Origin of the sequence: Spongiactinospora gelatinilytica, assembly GCF_003236385.1 — a bacterium.
GTDB lineage: Bacteria > Actinomycetota > Actinomycetes > Streptosporangiales > Streptosporangiaceae > Spongiactinospora > Spongiactinospora gelatinilytica.
The window spans coordinates 1-14,859 of sequence record NZ_POUA01000176.1 but is presented as its reverse complement, the minus strand read 5'-3'; the positions used below and the strand labels follow the sequence as shown (position 1 = coordinate 14,859).

13 protein-coding genes are annotated in these 14,859 nt (G+C 70.3%); 5 read left to right on the top strand and 8 right to left on the bottom strand.

The genetic code is table 11. From position 1 onward, the window contains the following. A partial coding sequence (locus C1I98_RS21585) for a GNAT family N-acetyltransferase (protein ID WP_111169249.1) occupies positions 1 to 758 on the top strand: 758 nt, incomplete at its 5' end. A 90-nt stretch (positions 759 to 848) separates the two neighbouring features. Further along, positions 849 to 1,763 carry an N-acetylmuramic acid 6-phosphate etherase gene (murQ, locus tag C1I98_RS21580; protein WP_111169248.1) on the top strand — a complete coding sequence of 305 codons (915 nt, stop codon included), beginning with the start codon at positions 849 to 851 and terminating at the stop codon, positions 1,761 to 1,763. On the opposite strand, the gene C1I98_RS40625 is transcribed toward murQ, so the two are convergent. The 4 genes from C1I98_RS40625 to C1I98_RS21565 all read right to left on the bottom strand — a co-directional run bounded on the left by C1I98_RS40625 (position 1,645) and on the right by C1I98_RS21565 (position 3,645). After that, positions 1,645 to 2,370: a phosphotransferase family protein gene (locus C1I98_RS40625; protein ID WP_146607559.1), complete on the bottom strand. Its 726-nt coding sequence runs from the start codon at positions 2,368 to 2,370 to the stop codon at positions 1,645 to 1,647. The genes murQ and C1I98_RS40625 overlap by 119 nt on opposite strands. A 1-nt stretch (position 2,371) precedes the next feature. Beyond that, positions 2,372 to 2,815, bottom strand: coding sequence for a glycine-rich domain-containing protein (locus C1I98_RS21575; protein ID WP_111169247.1), 444 nt, complete (start codon positions 2,813 to 2,815; stop codon positions 2,372 to 2,374). 66 nt (positions 2,816 to 2,881) lie between these two features. Then, positions 2,882 to 3,115 carry a hypothetical protein gene (locus C1I98_RS21570; protein ID WP_111169246.1) on the bottom strand — a complete coding sequence of 78 codons (234 nt, stop codon included), beginning with the start codon at positions 3,113 to 3,115 and terminating at the stop codon, positions 2,882 to 2,884. A 242-nt stretch (positions 3,116 to 3,357) separates the two neighbouring features. Continuing rightward, positions 3,358 to 3,645 (bottom strand): hypothetical protein, encoded by a 288-nt coding sequence (locus tag C1I98_RS21565; RefSeq protein WP_111169245.1) that lies wholly within the window; start codon positions 3,643 to 3,645, stop codon positions 3,358 to 3,360. Positions 3,646 to 3,854: 209 nt separating this feature from the next. On the opposite strand from C1I98_RS21565, the gene C1I98_RS21560 reads away from it, so the two are divergent. Both C1I98_RS21560 and C1I98_RS21555 read left to right on the top strand, forming a co-directional pair. After that, complete coding sequence (locus C1I98_RS21560; protein ID WP_146607558.1) at positions 3,855 to 5,198, top strand: NsdA family TPR-like regulatory protein; 1,344 nt, start codon at positions 3,855 to 3,857, stop codon at positions 5,196 to 5,198. Between the two features lie 1,489 nt (positions 5,199 to 6,687). Beyond that, positions 6,688 to 9,783 (top strand): S8 family peptidase, encoded by a 3,096-nt coding sequence (locus C1I98_RS21555; RefSeq protein WP_158558133.1) that lies wholly within the window; start codon positions 6,688 to 6,690, stop codon positions 9,781 to 9,783. 32 nt (positions 9,784 to 9,815) lie between these two features. Here C1I98_RS21555 and C1I98_RS21550 read toward each other — a convergent pair whose 3' ends face one another. Both C1I98_RS21550 and C1I98_RS21545 read right to left on the bottom strand, forming a co-directional pair. Then, positions 9,816 to 11,303: a glycoside hydrolase family 3 protein gene (locus C1I98_RS21550; RefSeq protein ID WP_111169242.1), complete on the bottom strand. Its 1,488-nt coding sequence runs from the start codon at positions 11,301 to 11,303 to the stop codon at positions 9,816 to 9,818. Between the two features lie 128 nt (positions 11,304 to 11,431). Next, entirely contained in the window at positions 11,432 to 12,928 is a 1,497-nt protein-coding gene (locus tag C1I98_RS21545; RefSeq protein ID WP_158558132.1) for an ATP-binding cassette domain-containing protein, read from the bottom strand. Positions 12,929 to 13,098: 170 nt separating this feature from the next. Here C1I98_RS21545 and C1I98_RS21540 point away from each other — a divergent pair, with 170 nt between their 5' ends. Then, positions 13,099 to 13,779 (top strand): helix-turn-helix transcriptional regulator, encoded by a 681-nt coding sequence (locus C1I98_RS21540; RefSeq protein WP_111169241.1) that lies wholly within the window; start codon positions 13,099 to 13,101, stop codon positions 13,777 to 13,779. A gap of 108 nt (positions 13,780 to 13,887) precedes the next feature. Here C1I98_RS21540 and C1I98_RS21535 read toward each other — a convergent pair whose 3' ends face one another. After that, positions 13,888 to 14,109 carry an EF-hand domain-containing protein gene (locus C1I98_RS21535; RefSeq protein WP_146607557.1) on the bottom strand — a complete coding sequence of 74 codons (222 nt, stop codon included), beginning with the start codon at positions 14,107 to 14,109 and terminating at the stop codon, positions 13,888 to 13,890. Between the two features lie 68 nt (positions 14,110 to 14,177). Then, positions 14,178 to 14,810, bottom strand: coding sequence for a DUF305 domain-containing protein (locus C1I98_RS21530; protein ID WP_111169239.1), 633 nt, complete (start codon positions 14,808 to 14,810; stop codon positions 14,178 to 14,180). Between the last annotated feature and the right edge of the window lie 49 nt (positions 14,811 to 14,859).

Here is a 14,859-nt window from a genome sequence, read left to right as displayed (position 1 = left end):
GGTCAGCAGCGCCGCCCGGCCGGGTCTGGACGGCGCTGCTGACCGGTGAGGACGGCGTGGTGTTCGCCTCGCTGTCGCAGGCCGATCCCTCGATCGGGCACATCGACCTGCTGGCCGTACATCCCAGGGCCAGGGGCCGGGGCCTCGGCAAGGAACTGGTGGGCGCGGCAGAGCACTGGCTGCGCGACAACGGCGCGGCGCAGGCCCGGATGGCCGGCAATCCGCCCTGCTACGCCTGGCCCGGCATCGACGTGCGCGCCACCCCCGCCGCCTGCCTGGCCGAGAGCCTGGGCTACGAGCGCTACCACACGGCCTTCAACATGACCGCCGACCTGACCCGCGACCTCGGCGTGGGGGATGACCTGGATCGGCTGGCGAAGGCCGGCGTCACCGTGCACAGCGCCCCGCCCTGCGACCGCGAGCGCGTCGCCGCCTTCGGCAGGAAGCACTGGAACGACAACTGGGCCTGGGAGATCGAGCACGCCACCGGCTGCCGGTACGCGATACGCGCCGGTGAGGTCATCGGGTTCGCGGCGTGGGGCGCGCGGCCGGAGTGGTTCGGACCGATGGGCACCGCCGAGGAGGCGCGCGGGCTCGGCGTGGGCGGCGTGCTGCTGCGCCGCTGCCTGGCCGAGCAGCGCGACCGCGGTCACTCCACGGCGCAGATCTCCTGGGTGGGTCCGATGCGCTTCTACGCCAGGGCGATCGGCGCTCGGGTCGAGCGTGTCTTCTGGCTCTACCGCCGCGACCTGCGCTGATGTGGCCTCGGAGGGCACCCCGCCGTACCATTGGGCGAAGCTATTTTGCATAATGGAAGTCTTCGGTGAAAGTTAGCGACATGGGATGACATGACTGAGCAACTTGCCGCACTGTCCACCGAGCAGAGCGATCCGCGCTACCGGCGGATCGACAGGCTCCCGACGGAAGAGGTGGCCCGGCTGATGAACGCGGCCGACGCCACCGTGCCCGCCGCGGTCGCGCGGGCGATCCCCGCGATCAGCGCGGTGATCGACGCCATCGCCGCGCGGATGGGCGTGGGCGGGCGCCTGATCTACGTGGGCGCCGGCACGTCGGGGCGGCTCGCCGTACTGGACGCCTCCGAGTGCCCGCCGACCTTCGGTACCGACCCGGAGCTGGTGCAGGGCGTGATCGCCGGGGGAGCGCCCGCGCTGACCCGTTCGGTGGAGGGCGCGGAGGACGACCAGGCCGAAGGCGTCCGGTCGATCGCCGAACTCGGCATCGGCCCACTGGACTCGGTGGTCGGCGTGTCGGCCAGCGGGCGCGCGCCGTTCGTGCTGGGCGCCCTTGCCGAGGCCGCCCGGCGGGGCGCGCTCACCGCGGCGCTGTCCTGCAACGCGGGCACGCCACTGTCGGCGGCGGCCGAGCACCCCATCGAGGTCGTCGTCGGGCCGGAGGTCGTCACCGGCTCGACCAGGCTCAAGGCCGGGACGGCACAGAAACTGGTGCTCAACATGGTCTCGACGATCGCCATGATCCGGCTCGGCCGCACCTACGGCAACCAGATGGTCGGCCTGTCGGCGATGAACACCAAGCTCGCCGACCGCGCGGTGCGGATGGTCGCCGGGATCACCGGGATCGAACCGGACGTGGCCCGGCCCGTCGTCGAGTCGGCCGGGTGGGACGTCAGGACCGCCGTCGTGATGATCGAGCGGGAGGTCGGCGCCGAGGCCGCCCGCGCGCTGCTGCGCACCCACGGCGACCGCCTGGACGCGGTGCTCGCCGCGGAACCGGGCGGTGCCTGACCCCACCCCCGCCGCTGAGCGGTTGGGGGCGGCACTGGCCGGGGCGGCCGGCGTGCAGGTCATAGTGCAGCAGGGTCGTACCTTCCAGGCCGGCGACGTCCCACCTGTCGAGCGCCGCGACGTACCGGGCCTGATCGGGCAGGGTCCCCCGGTCGAGCAGGCGGCGGCCTTTGGCCGGCAGGGCTGAGACGTTCCCGGAAACCGGCGGCGCGTCGTCGCCGGGGCACGACCCGAGCTCGGCCACCAGCCAGAGCACGGCCGGAACGTCGGGCGAGCCCGGCGACAGGTCCACCGCCCGCCCGTCGATGAACGTGTGGAGCATGGCAACCCACCCGTGCTCGGTACTCGACCAGCGCAGGCGCGGGGTAGGAACCGCAGCGGGCAGGACGCGGCCCGCCCACAGCTCCCGCTCGTACAGCGTGGCCGCCGGGTGGTCGGCGGGGCACGCCTTGAGGAACACGCTGCCGCCATCGCCGAGGTACAGCCGGGCGGCCACCCCGGGCATGAGCCCGGCCGCCGCGGTCTCGGCCTTCACCACCGGCCCGGCGTGGTCCTGGATGGCGTCGCGTACGGCCTGGGGAAGGTCTTCCCACTGAAATCGGGTCACGTCAGGTCCTCGGGTCGTCGACGCAGCCCTGGTAGCACTGGCTGCACTCACTGGACGGAATCCACAACTCGGCATCCACCGGCAGCCCGACCGCGCGCATCGCCTCGACGGTGGCCCCGACCCGCGTAACGCCCGTCTCCGGCTCGCCGGGGTGATGGTGGATGAAACGTCCCGCGATGCGCTGGCAGAACTCGCCGTACTCGCGGGTGAACAGCAAGAACGCGTGCCAGCCCTTGTCCACCTCGCCGGACGGGGACAGACCGGCGTGCGGATGGATCGAGCAGGCGATCAGGAACGCGAGCGCCTGTTCCATGACGCGCGTCGCGCGCTCGGCGGGCATGTCGTACTCGTCGGCGATGCGCGCGACGAGCCGGGCGAACAGATCCGCTCGGATCGTATTCCGGGGCGATGCGATGTGCTCAGGCCGGGTGGCCAGGGTCGCCATGTCGGCTCCATGCTGATCGGTGACTAGCTAGGGGGGTGACGCTCCGCGCCGTCCTCCTCGTGCGGTTCAGGCCGCGCCCATGCGGGCGAGGATGCCGAGTTGTACGTTGAGCGCGGCGACCATCTCGTGCGGCCCGGGGCGGGCGAATTGGGTCAGTACTCCGGCTGCCTTCTGCTCCGGAGTGGGCGGGGTGTGCTTGGTGGCCCACCACCACCCCCTCTCCACGACGATGTGCCACCCGGGGTAGGTGGTCTCGATGGCGGTCAGGCAGGCCCGCTGGTCGGGCGTCAGATCGTCCACTGCACACTCCCAAGGAGAGGGCGCGGGCGGGCTGTGGGGCGCCCGCCCGCGCGGCACGAGGAACTACCAACTCCCCCGTGCGGCGCGGTACGGCTCTGGGCGATGGGAAGGGGGCCGCCGCGCGAACTGTGGAGTGGCGCGGGCAAGGAGATCATCTCGGCCCCGCCCGCGCCGGACGGGCCCGCGCCGGTCCGCCGTACGGCACGGCGGCGCGCAGACCCTCGCCGCGCCGCCGTACCTGCTCACTGGGTGTCCTCCCACGCGTCCCCGGCGACCGCGATGGTCACGCCGTCCGCCCGGTGCGCGGTGGTGAGGGTGGTGCCGTACCGGTAGTCGTAAACGGCGCGGGGGGCCGGGGCGAGCCGGGCGTACCGCACCCGGCCGCGCCCGTGCCGGAACGTCGCGAGAGCGCTCAGCATGTCCTTCTCGGCGGTGGCCTCATCCTTGGTCACGCCGCTCTTGCCGTCGCCGCCGGCCTCCACCTCCCAGACGAGGAACAGGCCGTCGTCTTGGGCGGTAGACCCGATCATGTCCCCTTTGGGTACTACGGGCGGTCTATCATCGCTCACGGGTCGCACTCCTCTGCGATCAAGGGGCCCGTCGAGCGTGTGCAGCGTCTCGGCGGGTTCCGCCTTACCGGTGGTGGTGAGCCCTAGGAAAACCCATCTCGCCTGCGCACTTCGACCCCCGAGGCGTAGTCTCACCGTAGTCTCGCCGATACCGAGCGTTGGGACGCCTCATGACTACTGCCCCGCTCCTCGCGCATCCGCTGACGGCCATCCGCACCCAGCACGGATGGACTCTCGGTGAAGTCGCCGAGATTGTCGCTCGCCGCTCCGGCGTCAATATGGCCCAAGGTAAGCAAAAAGTGTGGAGATGGGAACATAGGCGGGCCATGCCGGAGATGGCCGCGCAGCTCGCTTTAGCCGCGGAACTGAAGATCCCGCCCTGTCACGTCCAAAAGTGGCCATGGCCCGACTGGCTCCATATCGCCTACGGTGTTGAGCTGGAACGGCCATGGGATATGCACTGGGCGTTGATGGCGCTGATGGGGAGCGTGGATGCAGCGATGGACCGACGGCGTTTCCTGACGCTGTCCCAGGAGTCGGCGTGTGCTCTCGCAGGGGCGTGGGCCATTGCCCCTGAACAGATCGTCCGGGGAACATTCGGCAAGCGTGTAGATCCAGAGGTCGCGGACTGGGTGGAAACCCGAATCGCCGAACTGTGGCACCTCGACGACCTGGTTGGAGGCGAATGCTGTCTCGATCTCGCCGTCGCCGAGTTGCGCCTCGCTGTCCGGCTCCTGTCGCGCGGACTGTACTCGGGGGAGGTTGAACGACGGTTGTACATCTCGGCTGCCGAGCTGTGCCGTTTCGCCGGGTGGGCCGCGTTCGATGCAGGGCGCCATGCGGCAGCCGAACGATACTGGCATGCCGGGCTACGCGCGGCGGCGACGGCGGCTGAGCCGGGAGTAGGAGCGTACATTCTCAGCCAGATGGCGATGCAACGCACCTACGCTGGGGATGGGCATGGCTCGGTAAGACTGCTGAAAACCGCCCGGGAAAAGGTAGGCCCCGGCTATTCCCGCACGGTGCACGCAATGTTGGACGCATGGCAGGTACGGGCACACGCGGTGGCAGGTGAGGCTCGCGAAGCCGCCCGGGTCCTGCTCCAAGCAGATGGCCATTGGGGCAGGCGCCGACCGGACGAGGACCCTCCGTGGATCTACTGGATGCGGCGGCCTAGCACGACCATTGAGGTGGGGATGGCTTTCTCAAGGCTGGGACAGCCGGAGACAGCCGAGGAACTGATCAGTGATGGAATGGCGGAACGCACCAGCGACTACGAGCGCGATCGTGTACTGGGATGGACTGCGATCGCTCTTGCGCGGCTCGGTCAAGGAGAACTTGACGGGGCGCTGACCGCGGGGCGGCAGGCGGCAGCGGCAGCGGCGTCGATTGACTCCAGTCGAGTCCTGGACGAGATGGACGCGTTCACGTCGCGACTCCCCGGAAAAGACCGTGAGGCGTTCAAGGCAGAGATCGACGCGATCGTGAGGCCGTCGCCAGCCGATGCGGAATAGCCTTTTGGAGGCAAATACCGCGGCCCGGCGATGCGGGCACGTGAAGCACCGCCCTCACCCTCCGAAGAGAACGGGGGCGGCAACGTTTCAGCAGGTCGCGGCGGCAGTAACGTATCAGCCCCACGACGTCCATTAGATCGTCTGGGGACCGAAGGGTGCATCAAAAAGGCCTTCCGCTGGAACGGAGGGCCGGTGGCCACCTGGACCAGCAGACGGCGCACCGCTCACCGGAGGTGAGGATTCCCCATCCGGGATGCACGTCCAAGCCGGGGCCTCGAACAGAACCACCCCCGCGCGCGGGGAGCACACCTCCAGGGATCCCCACCAGGTCGCCCCGGTGCGGATCACCCTCGCGTGTGCGGGGAGCACACTTGTTGACCTGAGAGTTTTCCTGGCGCTGCCGATGATTTCATTTAGTTCGAAAACGATCACGGCGCTGGCTGGCCTTGGGTATCGCGGTCGGCGAGGATGATCCTTTCTTCGGCTATGGGGATGCGGCTGGAAACGCAGGAACGATATCTCGCGAGGGCGTACGGGCCGGGTGACTTTCCGGGAGTCGGTGAAGGTTCGTGGTCATCAAAGCCGTGTTGGGGTGGGGTGTTTGTAGGGCTTGGTCGTGGTTGGTGGCTGTGGTGGGTTGAGGTGGGTATCGGTGTGCTGGTGGCGGTAGCGCCGGGCGGAGCCCGGCCTTGGGAAGACAGGCCGAGCGAAGCGAGGGCGATTGTGCGCGTTAGCGCGTACTGAGGTGGCGTGCGGAGTGTGCTGGCCTGTCGGAGGGCGGGATGGTGTTCCGTTTGGCGGTGTTTATGGGAACGCTCGAATCGGACATTGTGCAGGTCGGCTGGCTGGCTCTGGAGAAGCGGGTCGAGCGTCAGTGAGGGTGGTTGCGCGTATTAGTGCGCATTGAGGTGGTGCGCGGTAGTGCCCTCGATCGACCCGGACGTGCGGTTGGTGGCCGCTCGTCGGTGGCCACTGGGCGGGTGGCCTGTACCCCTGCGCAATTCCATCCCCTAGATGGGGGAATCGTGCGTTGAAAGGCGGCAATCTGACAGGGTGGAGGTGCATCGCCGCTGCTGGCGACCCGCCTGGTTGACGAATTCTTCGCCATGTCGCAGATATTGTGGCAGCCGACTTACTGTGGGAATCGTTGATGGTCACGTTTTGCGGCGTGACTTTACGGTTCGTGGTTTTGGCAGCTCACTGTGCTTTTTTACTTTACATGTTCGCCGAAGTCGGGGCTGATGTGCCGTCCCCCCCTTGTCTGTGGCGAGGATATCCCTCATCATTTCCCCGGTAAGGCAGAAATACCCTACTATGTAAGGGAGTTTCGCCTATGAGGCGCTTTTCGGTAATCGTGGCGGCCGCCCTGGCAGTGGCGTCCGCGGCGACCGGAGTGGCGAGCGCGAGTGGGTCCCCCAGTGCCTCCGAGGGGCAGGATCGGCTGGTCAGGCCGGGATCCCATGCTCTACGGGGAGCAGCCGTAGGAGGCGTGAAGACCGTCACGCTGATCACCGGCGACAAGGTCACGATCTCCCCCTCCGGCCATTCGATTCAGCCGGGCAAGGGTCGTAAGGTGCGGTTCTCCGCGATACGGAAGAAGGACCATCTGGTGGTCCTCCCGTCCGACGCGGCTCCGCTGGTCGCGCGGGGACTGCTGGATGAGCGGCTGTTCGACGTCACGCAGCTCATCGAGTGGAAATACGACGACGCGCATCGTAAGGACGTTCCGGTCATCGCCCGGACCGCCGGTGCCGCGACGTTCCGGTTATCCGGCGCACCGGCCCCCACCTGGCGCAGCGGGGTGCTCGGGCTGGCGGCGGTCAAGGTGCCCAAGGAGGACGCGACGGCGGCGTGGCAGGCGCTGAGCGGTGGCGCGGGCGCTCGGTCGCTGGCGGGCGGGGTCGGGCGGTTGTGGCTGGACGGGCGGCGGATGCCGTCGCTGGACAAGAGTGTGCCGCAGGTCGGTGCGCCGGAGGCGTGGAAGAGCGGGTACACCGGCAAGGGCGTGACCGTGGCCGTCCTGGACACCGGCTACGACCCGGCCCACCCTGACCTCCAGGGCGTGGTCACGCACAGCAAGAGCTTCAGTTCGGACGAGCCGGACGTCAATGACCATGTGGGCCATGGCACCCATGTGGCCTCGACGATCGCCGGAACGGGCGCGGCCTCCGGCGGGAAGTACCGGGGGGTCGCGCCGGACGCGAAAATCGCGGTCGGCAAGGTGCTGAGCGAGTACGGCGGATTTGAGTCGGAGATCGCCGCCGGGATGGAATGGGCGGCGAACGAGGTCAAGGCCAAAGTCGTCAACATGAGCCTCGGCGGGGCCGACACTCAGACACTCGATCCGCTCGAAGAGGCGGTGAACGTCCTCAGCGAGCGCGCTGGCACGCTGTTCGTGATCGCGGCCGGTAACGCCGGCTCGCTGCAGGGTGCGGTGGGCAGTCCGGGCAGTGCCGATGCCGCGCTGACCGTGGGCGCGGTGGACAAGCAGGACCAACTGGCCGAGTTCTCCAGCCGCGGCCCGCGGATCGGCGACGGCGCGATCAAGCCGGAGATCACCGCCCCGGGGGTGAACATCACCGCTGCCGTACCGGGCGGGGCCGAAGGCGCTTATGACGCGTATTCCGGCACCTCGATGGCCACGCCGCACGTCGCGGGCGCGGCGGCGATCCTGGCCCAGCGGCGGCCGGACTGGCGGGGGGACCGACTGAAGTCGGTCCTGATCGGCAGCGCCACCCCCAAGACCGACGCCAACGCGTTCGAGCAGGGTGCGGGACGCCTGGAGGCGGCCAAGGCGCTCACCCAGACCGTCGTGGCCCTCCCGGGCAACGTGTCCTCGGTGCTCCGGTGGCCGCACGAGAAGGGCCAGCAGACCACCAAGACCATCACCTACACCAATACCGGTGATGCGGCCGTCACCCTGGATCTGGTCATCGCCCCCGTCGGGAGCGGACCGCTCCCCAAAGGGCTGTTGAGCCTGTCGGCCGACCGGCTCACGGTCCCCGCCAAGGGCGAGGCGTCGCTCACCGTCACCGTGGCGGCGGACGGGATCACACCCGGCGCGTACGCGGGAGTGGTCACCGCGACGGCGGGTGACACGGTGGTGCGTACCCTGGCGGGCGCGTACATCGAACCGGAGTCCCACGACCTGACCGTCACCGCCAAGGGCGGAGAGCCCGGCCAGGCGGCGGGATACGTGGTCGTCTTCAATTTCGAAACGGAGTGGGTGGAGTTCATCGAGATTCGTGACGGCGCGGGCACGGTCCGGCTGCCCGCGGGTGAATGGTACCTGCGCGCCCTGGTCTCCGAAGGAGATGACAAGGTGACCATCGCCCAGCCGCCGCCGTTCCGGCTCAGTGATCAGACCAGGCAGGTGACGATCGATCTCGGCGCGGGCAAGGAGGTGGTCCAAACCGTCGACGACCCGACCGCCCGGCGGCACGCCCAGAGCGTGTCGGCCGTTCAGCGAGACGGGGACGCGTGGATCGGCTTCTACCTGATGACGTTCGCGGGCAAGATCTTCGTTGTGCCGTCGCAGGTTCCCGGTCTGTCGTTCATCGCACAATCGACGCTGGTCAAGGCGGATGCGACGCCCAGCCCCTACCGGTACGACCTGGTCACCACCGCCGAGGGCGGCTTTCCCGGCAACCCTGTGTACAAGGCGCGGAAAGCAGACCTCGCCAAGGTCACGGCGACCTACCGGGGCGCGGGCGAACCGGCGAGCGGCGCCGCGCTGGTCGGCCCCTACGGCGAGCTGCTCATCGACACCCCCGTCCGCGTGCCCGCGCAACTCGTCCACTACCGGCCCGTCATCAAGGGCTTCAAGTGGGGTTCCCAGCTTTCGCTGCACGAGGAGAGCGGCGGGCAGACGCTTCTGGACTCGGGCAGGGAGGTGACCCGCAAAGCGGGCACCGAGCTGTGGAACACCGCCGTGCTCGGCGCGGCGCCGTCCCCTTGGTCCATTCGTGAGCGGGATCTCCTCCAGCTCGACAGCGTCCTGTTCTCCGACCCCGGGGCCGGACGCGTCGGCTGGGAGGACAACTCGTCGGTCACGCTCAGCCTGGCCAAGGACGGCAAGGAGCTCGCCAGGGAAGCGTGCGAGCCTCCGAACGGAGGATTCTGCTTCATCGGCACGGAGGTGCCCCCTGAGGAGTCCGTCTACACGGCGACGATTTCGGGACGGCGGCAGGTGCCGTACGCCGCGCTGTCCACCGCGGTGGACGCCAGGTGGACCTTCCGCTCCGGCACCACGACGGAGACCACGCCACTGTCCATGCTGCACGTGCGGGCGGCCCCCCAGGGCCTCGACGAGCTGAACCGGGCCAGGCGCTCCGCGCTCACCCCGATCCGGCTCCTGGTCGAGCAGCCGGGAGTGGCTACGGGTAAGGTACGCCCGAAGGCCGAGGTCTCCTTCGACGAGGGCAAGACCTGGCGGCCCGCCCCGGTCACCCGGCTCCAGGGCCAGTGGACGGCACTGGTGCGCAACCCGGCGGCGGGTGACTTCGTGTCGCTGCGTGTCTCGGCGGGCTCGGGTGACAGCACGTTCGCCCAGACCGTCATCAGGGCCTACGGGCTGACCTCGTAAGTCTCACTTGAGAGAGGGGTCGCGGGCACGCGTCACGACGAGCGCGCCCGCGAACGACCCTGGGTCAGCCGGTGGGCCACCGCCCGGAAGGAGGCTCGGGAGACACCGTGGGTGGCGATGTGCACGGCTCCGACAGGCGGCCCGGGGACACCGGTTTCGATGACGATGAGGTCGGTGCGCAGGCGTACCGCCTCGGCGGTCAGGTCGGCGACCCAGGCGTGGCGTACTGCGTCGTGCGCTACCAGGACCACCGGGCCCGGCACGCCGAGGTCGGGCAGTCGCGGGTCGGCGGCGGTGACGGTGTGGGAGCGGGTGCCCGGCAGGGCCTCGGACAGTGCGCCCGCCAGCCCGGACGGCACGTCGCCGTCGACGGCGAGCGTCATTCGCGGGGCGAGATCCACGACCAGGGGCGGAGCGGAAAGGACCGGATCGGGCAGCAGACCGGAGGCGGTGACGCGCAGCGCGGCCCGGGCCGCCGCGAGGCCGAGTTCGTGGTCGGGTGCGCTGGTGTCGGGGGTCGCCTCGGCGTGCCAGCGGGCCAGGGCGAGCACCCGGGAGGCGGCCTGCGCGAGCCGGGACTCGGCCAGCCTGCCCGCGTGGACCGCCTCGACGATCGCGTCGCGCAGCGCGAGGACGCTCTCCCCGTCAGGTGAGGTGGCGCCCGCGCAGATCGCGTCGGCCCCTGCGGCGAGCGCCCTGACCGCGATCTCGCCGGGGGAGTGCAGGGCGGCCACCGCGCGCATCTCGATGGCGTCGGTGACCAGCACGCCGGAGAAGCCGAGTTCGTCGCGCAGCAGCCCGGTCAGCATCCGGTGGCTGAAGGTGGCGGGCTGTTCGGGGTCCAGCGCGGGCACCAGCAGGTGCCCGCACATCACAGCGCGCACGCCCGCGGTGATCGCCGCGCGGAACGGTGGCAGGTCCCGCTCGTGCAGCAGGGCGAGCGGCGCGTGGACGGCCGGCAGGCCGTGGTGGGAGTCGGTGACGGTGTCGCCGTGCCCGGGAAAGTGCTTGGCGCACGCCGCCACGCCGGTGCTCTGCAACCCGGCCACCCAGGCCGCGGTGTGCGCGGCCACCGGCCCCGGCTCCGCGCCGAAGGAGCGGATGCCGATCACCGGGTTGGCCGGGTTCGCGTTCACGTCGGCCACCGGGGCGTAGTCGAGCGTGATCCCGGCCCTGGCCAGCATGCGCCCGATCTGACGGGCCACCCGCTCGGTGCGGCCGGTGTCGCCGCCCACGCCGAGCGCCAGGTTGCCCGGCCAGGAACTGCCCGTCCGGGCCTCCATCCGAGTGACGACGCCGCCCTCCTCGTCCACCGCGACGACGACTTCGGGACTGTCGGCGCGTAGCGCGGCGACCAGCTCGGCGGCCTGTTCCGCATCCGTGATGTTCCTGGCGAACAGCACGGCACCGCCCAGCCCGTCACCGAGCGCCCGGCGCAGCCAGGTGGGCGGGGTGGTGCCATGGAAGCCGGGCTGCAGCACGGTCATGGCCAGCCTGCCGAGGTCAGGGCTGCGGTGCATTCAACATCCCCCGCCGTGTAGGAAATCTACGCGGACTTTACCGTGATGAAAACGCCCGCCGTGGGGGAATCCGGCGAGCGCGCCCGCCGGCCGTCGCGCGAGGCGAGGGCCGGCGGACGCACAGGTGCTCAGTCGCCGGTGTAGAGGATGGCGTCGATCTCGATGTCGAAGCCGTTGAGCGCCACCGGCAGGGTGGTCCTGACCGGCGGGTCGGGGTGGCCGAAGTACTCGGCGTAGATCTCGTTCATCTCCGCGAAGTCGGCGAAGTCGCGCAGGTACACGCCGACCCGTACGGCCTGCGTCAGGTCCGCGCCCGCCGCCTCCGCGACGCGCGCCAGGTTGTTGAACGCCGCCCTGGCCTGGTCGGCGAACGGCCCGCGCACCCAGGTGCCGTCGGGCAGCACGGGGCAGGCGCCGGCCAGGTACACGTGGCCGCCGGCGACGACCGCCTGGGAGTACGGGCCTCCGGGAGGAGCCGCCTTGTCCGTGCTGATGGCCTTCTTGGGCATGAATCGTTCACCTTTCTCTTGTGATGGACGGGCGCGGGGCGGGTCGAGCCGCCTTCCGGTGCGCCGGTCGAACCAGGAGGCGCCGGCCAGGTCGGGCCGTACGCGGCAGGGGTCGCCGGGGGCGAAGGGGGCGTCGCCGGGCATCCGGGCATGGTGGAGATCGCCGGGCCGGCTTGGCGGGCCGAGCCGGAAGGCGACCACGGTCTCCGCGCCCCGCCGTTCGACCCCGGCCACGCGCGCGGGCACGCCTTCGCCGTCCGGCGGGCCGAGGGTCACCTTCTCGGCGCGTACGCCGGCCAGGACGTCGTCCCCGGCCCCGCCGAACATCGGGCCGGGCAGGAGGTTCATCGGCGGGCTGCCGACGAACCGGGCCACGAACGTGTTCGCCGGGCTCTCGTAGACCTCACCGGGCGTGCCGTACTGCTGGACCACGCCGTCGTTGAGCACGATGACGCGCGTGGCCATGCTCATCGCCTCGTCCTGGTCGTGGGTGACGTAGACGAAGCTCGTGCGCGTCGCGTGGTGGAGCGCGCCGATCTCGGCGCGCAACTGCGTGCGCAGCGGGCCGTCCAGGCCGGCCAGCGGCTCGTCCAGCAGGTAGAGCGACGGCTCGCGGATCAGCTCGCGGGCGAGGGCCACCCGGCGGCGCTGGCCGCCGGACAGCGCCCCAGGGCGGCGGTCCAGGAACTCGGTGACCCGCATCGAGGCGGCCGCCCGCTCGATCCGCCGGTTGACGTCGGCGTCGCGCAGGAAGGCCCGGTGCAGCGCGCGAGCGGCCACCGGCAGGTGGTGGTACCAGCGGAAGCGGCCGACCAGCAGCGGGAAGGCGATGTTCGCCCGGACCGACAGATGCGGGTAGAGAGTGGCGGACTGGAAGACGAAGGCGACGTCGCGCTGGTCGGGGGCCAGGTCGTTCACCTTCCTTCCGTCGAACTCCAGGGTCCCGCCGGTGAGGCCGGTCAGCCCGGCGATCATCCTGAGCATGGTGGACTTGCCGCTGCCGGACGGGCCGAGGAGCACCAGGAACTCCCGGTCGGGGATCTCCGCGTCGAACCGTTTGATGACCGTGACGTCTCCGAACGACTTGGTGACCCCCGCGAAGCGAATCCTCGGCATCGCCGCGACCTCTATCCGTTGGATCGTTGGCTAGTGTGTTCAATCGATTGACAACTCGTCAATGGGGTTAACAGAGTTTCTTCAACGGATGTGAGACGGGACGGTGAACCTGCCACACTGACCACAGGCGGCCGCTCGAGCCGCCGCCCCGGTCCGCAGAAGGAGTCGCGATGCCTGCCGAGCGTGCCCCCGGGCGCACCGCCGCCACCGGGCTCGATGACCTCGCGCCGATCCTGCGCCCGGTGATGAAGGCGGTCGCCGCCGCGGTGGGCCCGCACTGCGAGGTCGTGCTGCACGACCTGACCGGCCACGAGATGGAGAGCACCATCGCCGCCATCGAGAACGGCCACGTCACCGGCCGCTCGGTGGGCGGCCCGTCCACCAACCTCGGCCTTGAGACGCTGCGCACCGAGGAGGAGGACCACGACGAGTACGGCTACCGGGCCCGCACCGCCGATGGCCGCGACCTGCGATCGTCGTCGGTCTTCATCCGTGACGCCGACGGCCGGGTCATCGCGTCGCTGTGCGTCAACGTGGACATGACGCCCTTCCAGGCCGCCAGGGCGGGCATCGACGAGATCCTCGGGTCCGCCGACGCCCCCGCCCGCGAGGAGATCTTCGCCCAGGACATCTCCGAGGTGCTGGACAACCTCATCGAGTCGGCGATCGCCGCCACCGGCAAGACGGTGGCCCTGATGGGCCGCGAGGACAAGATCGCGGTCCTGCGCTTCCTCGACGACAAGGGCGCCTTCTTCGTCAAACGCTCGGTGGACCGCGTCGCCCGCCGGCTGGGCGTCTCCCGCGTCACCGCCTACAACTACCTCGACCAGATCCGCGCCAGGACGCCGTGACCGGCCACGACCACGCTCGGCCCGGCCCGAACAACGGGCCGGCGACGCTGCCGGGATCGTCGCTGAGGTAGAACTCACGGGCCGGCCTCCACAGTTCGGCGCGGCCGATCAGCCCGTCGCCGCCGTCGAGGCGATCGAACGTCCGCTCCGCCCCGCCGCCGAGATCCCGAACGACGTGAGCGCCATGATGTACTCCGCGTACGCCGCCCTGGGCACCCGGCCGTCACCGTCGAGGTCGATCAGGCCGAAGACGGCGTCCACGACCGGGCCTGGCGCGGCGGCGAACCGCTTTCCGTCGATCGGCTCCGGTACGCCCAACGGCCCGGCCACCAGTTTTCAGAAGGCGAGCCCGGCCGGTCGGCTATGGGGTGTGTCCGCTAGGCGAGGGCTCTGCCGTCTCATACCGGGCTGGTGGACGGGCTCGCCGTCCGGCCGGCCACGGGGTCGATCCTGGTGAGCAGGTCGAGCATATGGTCGATCTGCGCGGACAGCGCCTGGCTGAGCTTGCGGGCCTGCTCGACCGTCGCGGGGTTGGCCCCGGTCGAGACCTCGGTGTTGGACATCTGCACGCCGTCGTCGTGGTGGGCGATCAGCATCTGCAGGAAGTCCCGGTCGAACTCGCCGGGGGGCGCCTTGCGCAGCCTGGCGATCGCCTTCTTGGCGATCTCCGGCATTCCGCCGTGTGCGGCGTGGGCGTCCTTGCCCACGGTGAGCGGCTGGTTCCAGCCGTACAGGCGTTCGCTCATGGCGAAGACCTCGGCCGCCTGGGTGACCGCGATGGCCTCGGCCATGGTCTTGACCGCCGGGTCGGCGGCCTGCTTGCCGGCCAGCCTGGCGATCTCGATGCTCTGCCGGTGATGCGGGATCATCATCTGCAGGAACATCACGTCGGCGGCGTTGACCGGGCCGGTGGCCTCCGCGCCGGCCGTGGGCGCGGTGGGCTGCGCGGGCGAACCGGCCACCGCGCCGCCCGCACACCCGGCGAGCAGCAGTGCGGTGGCGGCGCTCAGCGCTGTGACCAGGCGCTTCATACAGGCTCCCGGGGGGTGGGGGCGGTGGGTCCCGGTCGGAGCGTCCGGG

Excerpts from the sequence above, each read along its gene's own strand:
- murQ (WP_111169248.1), top strand. The coding sequence starts at position 849 with ATGACTGAGCAACTTGCCGCACTGTCCACCGAGCAGAGCGATCCGCGC.
- C1I98_RS21575 (WP_111169247.1), bottom strand. The coding sequence starts at position 2,815 with ATGGCGACCCTGGCCACCCGGCCTGAGCACATCGCATCGCCCCGGAAT.
- C1I98_RS21565 (WP_111169245.1), bottom strand. The coding sequence starts at position 3,645 with ATGATCGGGTCTACCGCCCAAGACGACGGCCTGTTCCTCGTCTGGGAG.
- C1I98_RS21560 (WP_146607558.1), top strand. The coding sequence starts at position 3,855 with ATGACTACTGCCCCGCTCCTCGCGCATCCGCTGACGGCCATCCGCACC.
- C1I98_RS21550 (WP_111169242.1), bottom strand. The coding sequence starts at position 11,303 with ATGCACCGCAGCCCTGACCTCGGCAGGCTGGCCATGACCGTGCTGCAG.
- C1I98_RS21545 (WP_158558132.1), bottom strand. The coding sequence starts at position 12,928 with ATGCCGAGGATTCGCTTCGCGGGGGTCACCAAGTCGTTCGGAGACGTC.
- C1I98_RS21540 (WP_111169241.1), top strand. The coding sequence starts at position 13,099 with ATGCCTGCCGAGCGTGCCCCCGGGCGCACCGCCGCCACCGGGCTCGAT.
- C1I98_RS21530 (WP_111169239.1), bottom strand. The coding sequence starts at position 14,810 with ATGAAGCGCCTGGTCACAGCGCTGAGCGCCGCCACCGCACTGCTGCTC.